Origin of the sequence: Mesorhizobium sp. B2-1-8, from assembly GCF_006442545.2 — a bacterium.
Taxonomy (GTDB): domain Bacteria; phylum Pseudomonadota; class Alphaproteobacteria; order Rhizobiales; family Rhizobiaceae; genus Mesorhizobium.
In genome coordinates, this window is record NZ_CP083952.1 from 1,913,960 (window position 1) to 1,927,378 (window position 13,419).

Below are 13,419 nucleotides of genomic sequence, written 5' to 3' on the forward strand. Positions count from 1 at the left end.
CGGACGCGCTTGGCCCACATTTGCCCAGCGGCACGACCGCTGAAATGCTGGACATGCGGCCGGCAAGGTGGCAGTTTCGTGTCATGATGCACTGGTGTTTTCGGGTTCGTTCAAATTGAAGACGGCAGCCGAGGATTTTTCGGTCTTTCCCCCCTTCGAAATCCGTTCGGGCGCCGAGCAGCGCGTCCCCTTCCTCTTCAATTCACCGCATAGCGGCCGCTACTATCCCGAACGCTTCCTTGCCATGGCAAGGCTCGATCGCAATGCCATCCGCCGCTCGGAGGATTGCTATGTCGACGAGTTGTTCGGCGGCGCCGTGGCGCTGGGCGCGCCGATGCTGGCGGCGAATTTCCCGCGTGCCTATCTCGACGTCAACCGCGAGCCTTGGGAACTCGACCCGCGCATGTTCGCCGAGCCGGTGCCGTCCTTCTGCAACATCCGCTCCGCGCGTGTCGCCGGCGGGCTCGGTACCGTGCCTAAGCTGGTGGGCGAGGGGCTCGACATCTATGCGGGCCGCTTGCCGCTCGCCGAGGCGGTTGCCCGCATCGAGGCCGTCTACAAGCCCTATCACGAAACGCTGAAGCGGCTTTTGACCAGGACCCACGCCCGTTTCGGCTTTGCCGTGCTGATCGATTGCCATTCGATGCCGGCGAGCATCCGCGTCGGCGACAACGGGCTGCGGCCGGATTTCATCATCGGCGACCGTTTCGGCATCTCGGCCACCTCGGCCTTGACCGAAACCGCGATCGGGCTGCTGACCGCGATGGGCTATACCGTTGCTCACAACAAGCCTTATGCCGGCGGTTTCATCACGGAACATTATGGCCGCCCGGCGCGTCACCTGCATGCGCTGCAGATTGAGGTCAATCGCGGGCTCTACATGAATGAGCGAACATTCGAGAAGGCCGCCGGCTTCGACGCGCTGGCCGACGATCTGACGCGGTTTTCAGCCGACCTGATGGCGATGCCGGACCATCATTTCATCGACCTGCCGCTGGCCGCGGAGTGAAGATCACGCCTTGTCTCATGCGTGCCCAAGACACTTTGCCGTTTTTTGGGCGGCAGGCTCCGGAGCGGTGAAAAAAAGACCGCATCGTTTGCACGATACGGTCGAAGTCTAGGGAGGAAACGCCCAAGGAGGGCATGGACAGGAAACCCTGTCCGAGGATGAGGGTATTGTGCAGCGCACAAATGTCAAGGGACGTTCAGGCTTTTTTAATTCACAGTGATGTGGAAATTGCCTCCCGATGGCGTTGGAGTGACATTCCGGCAACAGCTATCGCGGCGATAAATCGATAAACATGCTTGTTTTGACGGGCGGCAGAGCCGGTTCGGGCATGCTGCAATGCGGGAGAATCAGTTGGACATCAGCATCGATTTCATGCGCCGCATTGCGCAAGCGGCAGCGGCGGAGACCTTGCCGCGCTTTCGCGCCCAAGGCGCGGTCGCCAACAAAGAGAAGGGCAGTTTCGACCCGGTCACCGAGGCCGACCGCGAGGCCGAGCGCGCCATCCGGGCGCTGATATCGGCCGAGTATCCCGACCATGGCATCCTGGGCGAAGAGCACGGCAGCGAGAACATCTCCAGCCGGCATGTCTGGGTGATCGATCCGATCGACGGCACGCGCGCCTTCATCTCCGGCCTGCCGGTATGGGGGACATTGGTCGGGCTGACGGTCGATGGCGATGCGGTCGCTGGCATGATGGCGCAGCCCTTCACCGGCGAGCTGTTCTACGCCAACGAGTCCGGCTCGCATTACGAGGGACCGGGGGGGCCGCGAAAACTGTCGACCCGCAAGACGACAAAACTCGATGAGGCGACGCTGTTCACCACCACGCCGGCGCTGTTCAAGGGCGAGGCACGCACGCGCTACGACGCATTCGAGAAGCAGATACAGCTCGCCCGTTATGGCGCCGATTGCTATGCCTTCGCCATGATCGCCTCGGGGAGCGTTGACATCGTCGCCGATCCTGGATTGAAGCCCTACGACATCGTGGCGCTGATCCCGATCATCGAGAAAGCCGGCGGGGTCGTCACCACTTTCGATGGCGGGCCGGCGGAGAATGGCGGCGATGTTCTTGCGGCGGCGACACCGGAGCTTCATGCCGCCGCGATGGCCGCCCTGCGCGGCTGATAGGCTTCTTTGTTGACGCTAGAGCGGTTCAGCGTTTGATAGAATCGCCAAACCGCTCTAACTCTTTGTTTTCACGCAATTCCCTGGGGAAAGCGCTACGCGCTTTTCCCGGGAAAACCGCTACACACTTTTCCTGGAATTGCTCTAGCCTTGCCCTGGAAGGGCCGCGGTGCCCGTCAGGCCGTCGGGTCGTCGGAACCGGGGACGAAGGCGTCGAAGGCAGCGAGGAATTGTTCGCGGTAGAGGTCGACTTCCTGCAGGATTTCGTGTTTGGCGCCGTCGATCATCAACAGCGAACCGAGTCGCAGGTTTCTCGCATATTTTTCCACCGCCTTGGTCGAGACGACCTGGTCGGCGCCGGCGGCGATGATCAGCAGCGGCACCTGAATGCGGGCCATGAAGTCGGGGTCGCTGATGGCTTCCGACGCCTTCGCCGCCGCCTGCAGCCAGCGGACCGTCGGGCCGCCAAGCGCCAGTTGCGGATATTCTTCATAGATGCGCGTGTTGCGGCGATAGCGCTGCGGATCTGATGTCACCTTGTTGACCTCGAAGGGCAGCGTGTGTCTCGGCCGTGGACCCCAGGCGGCGTAGAGCCGGCCGAGCCCCAGGGCGCAGAAAATCGAACAGGCCCGGCGGACCGTCCCTATCGAGACCGGCAGGTCGGGCAATGTCAGGAATGGCGCGATCAGCACCATGCGCCGCACGCGGTTCACCATCGATGGCGCGGCAAGCAGCGTGATTACCGCCCCGGCGGAATGAGCGAGGATGTAATAGGGTCCACGGCAGTCCGGCAGCACGATCTCCTCGAAGAACTGCTCCAGATCGGCCGTATAGTCGCGGAACGACCTGACATAGCCGCGCTGGCGATCGCGGATCAGCCGGTCGGAATCGCCCTGGCCGCGCCAGTCGAAGGTGGCGACGCCGAAGCCCCGCGCGGCAAGATCGCGGATGGTCTCGAAATATTTCTCGATGCACTCGTTGCGGCCGCCGAGCAGCACCACGGTGCCGCGGATTGGACGCGCCACCGCTGCGAACAGGCCATAACGTATCTTCTTGCCGTCGCGCGTGGTGAAAAAGCCACCCGTGGCGTTTTCCGGTCGCGGATTGCCCTCAACTTCGTGAAAAAGGGGTGTGTCGTGGAGGAGATCCGTCATTCGGCGCTTTGTGCTCGGCGTCTTGGCGCGCCAGCCCTTCGCGGCTGGCCTCAAGGTGATAGACGCCCACACATCAAAAGCAAAGCAAATCCGGGTTATGGAGGCCTGCAGCGGGGAGGGCCGGAAGCGGCTTTGAGCGCGCTTCCGGCCCCTGTCGATCCGGGAGGAAGGGACGTTAACACCCGGTTCGGCCTCGATGCGGCACCTCTGCAAATCCGGCGCCGCCAATCCTTGATCTTGAAAGTCACTTTAGCGGCGGCTGTCTGAACGGGCGCCGAAGCGCCGGTTCATCTGCCGTTCATCAAAGGCACGCGGCCTCAATTTTTTTGCCGTCAATCGAAACTTGAAATGCTCTTGAGCGCTCCCCAGATGTGTATTGCGGCCGCCAATGTCGGGGTCGCTGGTCCTCCCGAAACGCCGCTCACGGGTTTCGCACCGGCCATACGCAAACCATGTTGCTCAACAGGAGAACACATCATGCGTCACGTTGATTTTTCCCCGCTTTACCGTTCGACCGTCGGCTTCGACCGTCTCTTCACGATGCTCGATTCGCTTGCGCAGCCCGATGGCGCGCAGACCTATCCGCCCTACAACATCGAGCGCACCGGTGAGGATTCCTACCGCATCTCGATGGCGGTTGCCGGCTTCTCGGATGACGAGATCTCCATCGAAGCCCATCGCAACGTGCTGACCGTGAAGGGTGAGCGCAAGGACGAGGGCACCGGCGAAGGCTCCGAGCTGCTCTATCGCGGCATTGCCTCCAGGGCCTTCGAGCGCCGCTTCCAGCTTGCCGATCACGTTGAAGTCGTCGGCGCCGCGCTGAAGAACGGCCTGCTCTTCGTCGACCTCAAGCGCAACATTCCCGAAGAGCTGAAGCCGCGCAAGATCGCGATCACCTCGGCTCCGGCCAAGGCCAAGCAGATCGAGGCCAAGACCGCTGCCTAAAGTCTAAAGTCTCCTCCCGAGACGGAAAGCGGCGCCGAAAGGCGCCGCTTTTTTGTTGTCGCGAAGGCTGATTATCCGGCGATCAGCTGGCCAAAGCGGTCGACTTCCTCCGAGGTCGTGGCAAAGCTGGTGACGAAGCGATAGAGCAGTTCGTCCTCGCCGATATGGCCTTCAAAGCCGTGCGGCCTGTGCCAGTCGTAGAAGGTCGCGCCGGCCGCCTGCAGCTTCTCGGCTTCCGCTTTCTTGATCACCGCGAAAACTTCGTTGGCCTGTGGCAGCCAGGCCAGCTTGGCCGTGGCCGAATCCTCGATGGCCGCCGCCAGGCGCGCTGCCATGGCGTTGGCATGCCTGGCGGTGTCGAGCCACAGCCCGTCCTTGAAATAGGCTTCGAACTGCGCCGCGACGAAACGTGACTTCGAAAACAGCTGTGCGGCGCGCTTGCGCAGAAAGGCCAATTCGTTGGCGCGGTCGAGATCGAACAGCACGATCGCCTCGGCGCACCAGCAGCCATTCTTGGTGCCGCCGAAGGACAGGATGTCGACGCCGCGTTTCCAGGTCATTTCTGCCGGCGTGGTGTCGAGCGCGGCCAGCGCGTTGGCAAAGCGGGCGCCGTCCATGTGCAGCGGCACGGAATGGTGTTTGGCGATGGCCGCAATCGCGTCGATGTCGTCCAGGCCATAGATAGTGCCGACCTCGGTCGACTGGGTGATCGAGACGGCCATCGGCCGGCCCCAATGGACCACCTCGCCGGCGAAACGGCCGATCGCCCTGTCCAGATTGTGTGGCTCGATCTTGCCCAGCGGGCCGTCGACGGCGTGAAGCCGCGAGCCGCCTGAAAAATATTCCGGCGCGCCGCACTCGTCCTCGATGACATGCGATTCGCGGTGGGCAAAGGAAATGCCGCCGGGCTTGTTATAGGCAGTCAGCGACAGCGAATTGGCGGCGGTGCCTGTCGCCACGAAGAACACGGCCACCTCGCGTTCGAAAATCTCGCTGAAGCGCTGATAGACGGCCTGGTCGAGGGCACCATCGCCATAGGCGGCCGAAATGCCGGCGGTATGGGCCGAAAGGCCGGCTGCAATGCTTGGGTGGGCGCCTGCCCAATTGTCGGAAGCGAAGAACATGCGTCTGCCTGTGCTGGGGAAATTGCTGGACCTTGACCGGTTTCATGACCCGCCCGCAAGAGCCAGACACAAGAAAACGGGTAAAGCCAGTGTCGGGCTGGCGGCGCCTCCAGAGACCGAAGCTTACGTTTTGCGATCGCGTCACGAAATTTTGTGTCGCGGCGCGGCCAAGTTTTTTGTGAATCGGTCTTGTATGGGTTCTGGATTTCTGTCATAAAAATTTAGGACAGTAGTGCTGTCTTATTTTGTCGCACAAAACAGACTGGATTGGCGTATCCTTTAGGCCACTCCGGCTTTTGCCGCGAGCGACAGGTGGACGGACCGGCTCTGGCCTGTACGATACCGGATGTGAACCAGCGGCGTGCCGCCTGGTTCGGCGATTTCGCAAGACGTGCCGCAAGGATGAAGGGCGAGCCCAAGTGCTCGCCAAGGCAAACCAGCGCCCACAGGCTGACCAATGCCAAGTGGCGCGGAACGGAGGATAGGACGATGACGGAATTGACGCTCTCTGCGACGAACGGCCAGGCCGCGCAGACGGAAGCGGCCGCCGTCAAAAATACCTCCACCAAAAATCGTGCGCCCACCGGCGGCCCGACCGCCCAGGGTCTCTACGATCCGCGCAACGAGCATGACGCCTGCGGCGTCGGCTTCATCGTCAACATGAAGGGCGTGAAGTCGCATCAGATCGTCAAGGACGGGCTTGCCGTGCTCGAGAACCTGACGCACCGCGGCGCCGTCGGCGCCGATCCGCTGGTCGGCGATGGCGCCGGCGTGCTGGTGCAGCTTCCGGATCTTTTTTTCCGTGAGGAGATGGCGGCCCAAAGTATCGAACTGCCACCGGTAGGCCAGTATGGCGTCGGACACTGGTTCATGCCGCAAGATGCCATCCTTCGCGCCCATGTCGAAGAAATCATCGCGGAATCGGCGCAGTCCGAAGGGCTGCCGCTGCTGGGATTCCGTGACGTGCCGGTCGACAATTCGTCGCTGTCGAAGGCGGCTGACATCGTCGCGTCCGAGCCGTTCCACCGCCAGGTCTTCATCGGCCGCACGGCTGACATCACCGAGGACGAGGAATACGAGGCCAGGCTCTACCTGCTGCGCAAGGTCATATCGGGCCGCATCTACGCGGAGAACGACAACAAGGACATCGGCGCCTATTGCGTGTCGCTGTCGGCGCGCACGATCGTCTACAAGGGCATGTTCCTGGCCTATCAGGTCGGGGCCTACTACAAGGACCTGACCGATCCGCGCTTCGAGACCGCGCTGATCCTCGTCCACCAGCGCTTCTCGACCAACACCTTCCCGTCGTGGAAGCTGGCGCATCCCTATCGCATGGTCGCGCACAATGGCGAAATCAACACCGTGCGCGGCAACAACAACTGGATGGCGGCGCGCCAGGCGTCTGTCGATTCCGAACTGTTCGGCAACAACATTTCGAAGCTCTGGCCGATCTCCTATGATGGCCAGTCGGATACGGCGTGCTTCGACAATGCGCTCGAGTTCCTGTTCCAGGGCGGCTACAGCCTCAGCCACGCGATGATGATGCTGATCCCGGAAGCCTGGGCCGGCAACAAGCTCATGGATGCCGACCGCAAGGCTTTCTACGAATACCATGCGGCGTTGATGGAACCTTGGGACGGGCCGGCGGCGGTCGCATTCACCGACGGACGCCAGATCGGCGCCACGCTCGACCGCAACGGATTGCGCCCGGCGCGCTACATCGTCACCGATGACGACCGCGTCATCATGGCTTCGGAAGCCGGCGTGCTGCCGGTGCCGGAGGAGAAGATCGTGCAGAAGTGGCGGCTGCAGCCCGGCCGCATGCTTCTGATCGACCTGGCCAAGGGCCGCATCGTCCCCGACGAGGAGATCAAGTCGGAGATCGCGACCAAGCATCCCTACAAGACCTGGCTTGGCAATACGCAGCTCATCCTTGAAGATTTGAAGCCGGTCGAGCCGCGCGCGCTGCGCAAGGATGTCAGCCTGCTCGATCGCCAGCAGGCGTTCGGCTACACCCAGGAAGACACCAAGCTGCTGATGTCGCCGATGGCGACCACCGGTCAGGAAGCGGTGGGCTCGATGGGCACCGACACGCCGATCTCGGCGATGTCGGACAAGTCGAAGCTGCTCTACACCTATTTCAAGCAGAATTTCGCCCAGGTCACCAACCCACCAATCGACCCGATCCGCGAGGAACTGGTGATGAGCCTGGTGTCCTTCATCGGACCGCGGCCGAACATCTTCGACTTGGTCGGCAATTCGCGCCGCAAGCGGCTCGAGGTGCGCCAGCCGATCCTGACCAATGGCGACCTTGAGAAGATCCGCTCCATCGGCCACACCGAGGACCGTTTCGACACCAAGACGATCGACATCACCTATGGGTCGAGCGAGGGTGCCGCCGGCATGCAAGGGGCCATCGACCGGCTGTGCGAGCGCGCGGAGGCGGCGGTCGCCGGCGGCTACAACATCATCATCCTCTCCGATCGCCAGCTTGGACCGGACCGCATCGCCATCCCGGCGTTGCTGGCAACGGCCGCCGTGCACCACCACCTGATCCGCAAGGGGCTGCGCACCGCGGTCGGCCTGGTCGTCGAAACCGGCGAGCCGCGCGAGGTGCATCATTTCTGCTGCCTTGCCGGCTACGGCGCGGAAGCGATCAATCCCTATCTCGCCTTCGACACGCTGCTCGACATGCACAAGCGCGGCGAATTGCCTGAAGAGGTCGACGCCTACGAAGTGGTGTCGCGCTACATCAAGTCGATCGGCAAGGGCATCCTCAAGGTGATGTCCAAGATGGGCATCTCGACCTACCAATCCTATTGCGGCGCGCAGATCTTCGACGCCATCGGGCTGAAGACCGATTTCGTGCAGCAATACTTCACCGGCACCGCCACGCTGATCGAAGGCGTCGGACTGGATGAGGTCGCGGGCGAAACCGTCAGCCGCCACACGGACGGTTTCGGTAGCGATCCGGTGCTGCGCAACAGCCTTGAGGTCGGTGGCGAATATCTGTTCCGCATGCGCGGCGAGGCGCATATGTGGTCGCCCGACGCGGTCGCCACCTTGCAGCATGCCGTGCGCCAGGGATCGTGGGAGACGTTCAAGGATTATTCGGCGCAAATCGACAGCGAGACGGCGCGCGCCCAGACCATCCGCGGCCTGTTCAAGATCAGGCTGGCGGATGAGACCGGCCGCAAGAAGGTCGCACTCGACGACGTGATGCCGGCGGCCGACATCGTCAAGCGCTTCTCGACCGGGGCGATGTCGTTCGGTTCGATCTCGCGCGAGGCTCACACGACGCTGGCGCGGGCCATGAACCAGATCGGCGGCAAGTCGAACACCGGCGAAGGCGGTGAAGAGGCCGACCGTTACCTGCCGCTGCCCGGCGGCGGCAAGAACCCTGAGCGCTCGGCGATCAAGCAGGTCGCCTCGGGACGGTTCGGCGTGACGGCCGAGTATCTCGTCAATTCCGACGTCATGCAGATCAAGGTGGCTCAGGGCGCCAAGCCCGGCGAAGGCGGCCAGTTGCCAGGTCACAAGGTCGACGCCACCATCGCCAAGGTTCGGCATTCGACGCCGGGCGTCGGCCTGATCTCGCCGCCGCCGCACCATGATATCTACTCGATCGAGGACCTGGCGCAGTTGATCTACGATCTGAAGAACGTCAATCCAGCGGCCGACGTGTCGGTCAAGCTGGTGTCGGAAGTCGGTGTCGGCACGGTCGCGGCGGGCGTTGCCAAGGCGCGCGCCGACCACATCACCATCTCGGGCTATGATGGCGGCACCGGTGCCTCGCCGCTGACCTCGCTCAAGCATGCCGGCAGCCCGTGGGAAATGGGTCTTGCCGAAACGCATCAGACGCTGGTGCTGAACGGCCTGCGCTCACGCGTCGCGCTGCAGGTCGATGGCGGCCTGCGCACCGGGCGCGACGTCATCATCGGCGCGCTGCTCGGTGCCGACGAGTTCGGCTTCTCGACCGCGCCGCTGATCGCGGCCGGCTGCATCATGATGCGCAAGTGCCATCTCAATACCTGTCCGGTCGGTGTGGCGACGCAGGACCCGGTGCTGCGCAAGCGCTTCAAGGGCACGCCCGAGCACGTCATCAACTTCTTCTTCTACGTGGCGGAAGAGGTGCGGGCGCTGCTCGCCGAGATGGGCTTCACCCATATCGACCAGATCATCGGCGACGCCGACCTTCTGGAAAAGCGCGACGTGATCAAGCACTGGAAGGCGCGCGGTCTCGACTTCTCGAAGATGTTCTACAAGCCCGATGCGCCGCATGAAGCGGTGCACTGGACCGAACGGCAGAAGCACCCGATCGACGACGTGCTCGACCGCAAGCTGATCGAACTGGCCAAGCCCGCACTCGAGGCCAAGCAACCGGTCAAGATCGAAGTGGACATCCGCAATGTCGACCGCTCGACGGGCGCCATGCTGTCGGGTGAGGTGGCCAAGCGCTTCAAGCACAAGGGCCTGCGCGAGGACACGATCCAGGTCAAGCTCACCGGAACCGCAGGCCAGTCCTTCGGCGCCTTCCTGGCGCGCGGCATCTCGTTCGAGCTCGTCGGCGCCGGCAACGACTATGTCGGCAAAGGCCTGTCGGGCGGGCGCATCGTCATCCGGCCGCCGCAAGAGGCCAAGATCGTCGCGGCCGACTCCATCATCGTCGGCAACACGGTGCTCTATGGCGCCACCGAGGGCGAGGCCTATTTCTCCGGCGTCGCCGGCGAGCGCTTCGCGGTGCGCAATTCGGGCGTGGCCGCCGTCGTCGAAGGTGTCGGCGACCATGGCTGCGAATACATGACCGGCGGCGTCGTCGTCGTCATCGGCAAGACCGGCCGTAACTTCGCCGCCGGCATGTCGGGCGGTGTCGCCTATGTGCTGGACGAGGCGGGTGATTTCGCCGAGCGCTGCAACATGGCCATGGTCGAGCTGGAGCCGGTGCCGGAAGAAGACGACCTGATGGAAAAGCTGCTGCACCATGGCGGCGACCTCGACCACAAGGGCCGCGTCGACGTGTCCGGCGACATGACCAGCCATGACGAGGAACGACTCTACCAGCTGATCTCGAACCACGTGCACTATACGGGTTCGGTGCGCGGCCGCGAGATCCTCGACGACTGGACGACTTTCCGGCCGAAATTCCGCAAGATCATGCCGGTCGAATACCGCCGGGCCCTGATCGAGATGGAACGCATGCGCATGGGCGTCGCGGCCGAATAGATTTTTGAGAATTGCCGGGGAGCCCAGGCTTCCCGGCCCCTTCATCGTCAGTTTGACCTCGGGTGCAAGGTTGCCATGGCTGCCTCAAGAGGTTAACGGGTGCGGCGAAAACCGCACCATCTGGACAGCAGGAACTGGACTATGGGCAAGGTAACAGGCTTTCTCGAAATCGACCGGCAGGTGCACAAGTACCAGCCTGCTTCCGACCGCATCCGGCACTTTCGCGAGTTCACGCTGCCGATGTCGGACAAGGAGGTCGAGAAACAGGCCGCGCGCTGCATGGATTGCGGCATTCCGTTCTGCCATGGGCCGACGGGCTGCCCGATCCACAACCAGATTCCGGACTGGAACGATCTCGTCTACAACAGGGATTGGGATAACGCGATCCGCAACCTGCACTCGACCAACAATTTCCCGGAGTTCACCGGCCGCATCTGTCCGGCACCTTGCGAGGAAGCCTGCACGCTGAACCTCGAGGACATTCCGGTCGCCATCAAGACAGTGGAGCAGGCGATCGCGGACAAGGCCTATGAGACCGGCCATATCAGGCCCTATCCGCCGGAGAAGAAGACCGGCAAGCGTGTCGCCATCATCGGCTCCGGCCCGGCCGGCATGGCGGCCGCCCAGCAGCTTGGCCGCGCCGGCCACGACGTGCATGTCTATGAGCGCGAGAGCCGCCCCGGCGGGCTGATGCGTTACGGCATTCCGGACTTCAAGATCGAGAAGCACTATATCGACCGGCGCATCGAACAGATGCAGGGCGAGGGCGTCATCTTCCATTGCGGTGTCAATGTCGGCGTCGACAAGCCCGTCGCGGAACTCCTCGCCGAACATGATGCGGTGCTCTATTGCGGCGGTTCGGAAACACCGCGCGCGGCCGGCATTCCAGGCGACGATCTCGGCGGCGTGCATGACGCGATGCCTTATCTGGTCCAGCAGAACCGCCGCGTCGGCGGCGAGCCGATCCAGTCCGTGGCATGGCCGTCGCATCCGATCATCGCCAGTGGCCAGCATGTCGTCGTCGTCGGTGGCGGCGATACCGCGTCCGACTGCGTCGGCACCGCCTTCCGCCAGGGCGCGGTGCGCGTCACCCAACTCGACATCCGTCCGCAGCCGCCCGAGAAGGAAGACAAGCTCTCCGTCTGGCCCTACTGGGCGACCAAGATGCGCACCTCGTCCTCGCAGGCCGAGGGCGCCGAACGCGAATTCCAGGTGGCGACGCTCGAATTCATCGGCGAGGAAGGCCAGCTTACGGGCGTCAAGTGCTGCGAGGTCGACGAGAAGCGCAAGCCGATCCCCGGCACGGAATTCGTCATCCGCGCCGATCTCGCCTTCATCGCCATCGGCTTTGCCGGCCCGGCTATGGCGGGCGTTGCGGCGGAACTGGAGGGTGAGATGAAGATCACCACCGACAGCCGCCGTTCCAGGAATGTCGAGGCCAACGACCGCGACTACAAGACCAGCGTCGACCGGCTCTATGCGGCGGGCGATGTGCGCCGCGGCCAGTCGCTGGTCGTCTGGGCGATCCGCGAAGGTCGCCAGGCGGCACGCTCGATCGACGAGGCGCTGATGGGGACGAGCGTTCTGCCGCGTTAAGGGCTGATCGCCGTCGTGGTATCGGCCGCCGCAGCGGCTGCCGAACTTGCCTTCGGTGGCCAGGAGAAATCATCGGCGCGGCCAGGCGAAGCCTCCGGCGCCTTGCCCTCGATCATCAGCCTTTCCCCGGGAAGAGCTGGATTGGCCTTCGGCGGCGGGGCGGCGCCGAGCAATTCCGTGCCGCCGTCGAGCGCGGGATCGCTGAGCAGCATGGGCTGGGTGCGATCGATGACGATGGGCGCGGCCGCCGGAGCAGGTGCTTCGACGGGTGCGCCCGCCGGCGCGACGGCCGGCGCCACGCTTCCTGGCGCGGCCAATCCAAGGATCTTCAGCAGCGGCTTTTCGGTGTAGAAGGCGAGTTTGCGCTTGCCGGCCTTGGACACGTTGATGCCGTCATCGGCGCGCAGCCGCACGGGCTGGCCGTTCATGTCGGGGCCGTTGGTGATGAAGGCGCCGTTCTCGTCGACGAAGCCGTCCCAGACATCGACGAACTCGCCGCCGTGGCTTTCGGCCGCCTTGTGGTAGATGTCGTTGAAGGCCAGCATGTCCGAGGTCATCTTCGGCACCCGGAAGGCCGGCATGCCGACCCACAGGAAAGGCACCTTGGCGGTGGCGATTGCCTTGCCGAACTCATCGGTGCGGCGTTCGTATTCCTTGGTCCAGTTCTCGGAGCGGGGCTGCTCGCGCACGTCGCCGACCTTCATTTGCTGGCGGTCGTTAGACCCCAGCATGACGACCACCGCGGCGGGTTTTTCGGTTTCGATCAGCGATTTGATCTGTTCGGGCCAGTTGTAGAAATCATCGCGCACGAAGCCTGACGAGCCATTGCTGCGGACAACGATCCTGACACCGGTATTCTCGGCGAAGGCGTCGTCCAGACCCTCGGCGAGGCCCGCCGCCATGAAGTCGCCGACCACCAGCACGGTGCGGGCGTCCGGCGCTTTTTCGACCACGGGCGTTGCCGGCTCCGCTGGCGGGCGAGGCGCACGCGGTTTTTTCTTCGGCTTAGGCGTCGCCTGCTGAATGTCCTGCGGCGGCTCGACCCGCTCGCTGCGGCGCGGAAACAGGAGGTCGCGCAACGACCAGCCGCGGCTCTGCTGCGGCTGCTCCTGCGCCATGGCTGGGGCATGGACGGCGCCGGCCACGGCAATGGCGAGCACGGCGAAGGCCAGGACCAGCACCGGCATGCGACGAACGAACGCCCCGATGCGCGCAGGCCACACCAATCGTTCCCTCCCTACTC

General features: G+C 63.6%; 8 protein-coding genes. 5 read left to right on the plus strand and 3 right to left on the minus strand.

The window, feature by feature from the left end:
- Positions 1-67 precede the first annotated feature (67 nt).
- A complete protein-coding gene (locus tag FJ970_RS09445; RefSeq protein WP_140756055.1) occupies positions 68-1,009 on the plus strand; it encodes an N-formylglutamate amidohydrolase in 942 nt (313 codons plus the stop codon).
- A 351-nt stretch (positions 1,010-1,360) separates the two neighbouring features.
- Positions 1,361-2,134 (plus strand): histidinol-phosphatase, encoded by a 774-nt coding sequence (gene hisN, locus FJ970_RS09450; protein WP_140756053.1) that lies wholly within the window; start codon positions 1,361-1,363, stop codon positions 2,132-2,134.
- A gap of 176 nt (positions 2,135-2,310) precedes the next feature.
- Here the strand turns inward: hisN and FJ970_RS09455 are convergent, their stop codons facing one another.
- On the minus strand, positions 2,311-3,288 hold the full coding sequence (locus tag FJ970_RS09455; RefSeq protein WP_140756051.1) for an alpha/beta fold hydrolase: 978 nt from the start codon (positions 3,286-3,288) through the stop codon (positions 2,311-2,313).
- A gap of 477 nt (positions 3,289-3,765) precedes the next feature.
- On the opposite strand from FJ970_RS09455, the gene FJ970_RS09460 reads away from it, so the two are divergent.
- Positions 3,766-4,233 (plus strand): Hsp20 family protein, encoded by a 468-nt coding sequence (locus FJ970_RS09460; protein WP_027142918.1) that lies wholly within the window; start codon positions 3,766-3,768, stop codon positions 4,231-4,233.
- Positions 4,234-4,304: 71 nt separating this feature from the next.
- On the opposite strand, the gene FJ970_RS09465 is transcribed toward FJ970_RS09460, so the two are convergent.
- Positions 4,305-5,357 (minus strand): threonine aldolase family protein, encoded by a 1,053-nt coding sequence (locus FJ970_RS09465; protein WP_140756049.1) that lies wholly within the window; start codon positions 5,355-5,357, stop codon positions 4,305-4,307.
- A gap of 489 nt (positions 5,358-5,846) precedes the next feature.
- On the opposite strand from FJ970_RS09465, the gene gltB reads away from it, so the two are divergent.
- A complete protein-coding gene (gene gltB, locus FJ970_RS09470; protein ID WP_140756047.1) occupies positions 5,847-10,580 on the plus strand; it encodes a glutamate synthase large subunit in 4,734 nt (1,577 codons plus the stop codon).
- Between the two features lie 141 nt (positions 10,581-10,721).
- Positions 10,722-12,176: a glutamate synthase subunit beta gene (locus FJ970_RS09475; protein WP_140756045.1), complete on the plus strand. Its 1,455-nt coding sequence runs from the start codon at positions 10,722-10,724 to the stop codon at positions 12,174-12,176.
- Here the strand turns inward: FJ970_RS09475 and FJ970_RS09480 are convergent.
- Positions 12,173-13,402: a DUF459 domain-containing protein gene (locus tag FJ970_RS09480; RefSeq protein ID WP_140756043.1), complete on the minus strand. Its 1,230-nt coding sequence runs from the start codon at positions 13,400-13,402 to the stop codon at positions 12,173-12,175. The genes FJ970_RS09475 and FJ970_RS09480 overlap by 4 nt on opposite strands.
- Positions 13,403-13,419: the final 17 nt, after the last annotated feature.

Coding starts and splice junctions, on each gene's coding strand:
- FJ970_RS09460 (WP_027142918.1), top strand. CDS start 3,766: ATGCGTCACGTTGATTTTTCCCCGCTTTACCGTTCGACCGTCGGCTTC.
- FJ970_RS09465 (WP_140756049.1), bottom strand. CDS start 5,357: ATGTTCTTCGCTTCCGACAATTGGGCAGGCGCCCACCCAAGCATTGCA.
- FJ970_RS09455 (WP_140756051.1), bottom strand. CDS start 3,288: ATGACGGATCTCCTCCACGACACACCCCTTTTTCACGAAGTTGAGGGC.
- FJ970_RS09475 (WP_140756045.1), top strand. CDS start 10,722: ATGGGCAAGGTAACAGGCTTTCTCGAAATCGACCGGCAGGTGCACAAG.
- gltB (WP_140756047.1), top strand. CDS start 5,847: ATGACGGAATTGACGCTCTCTGCGACGAACGGCCAGGCCGCGCAGACG.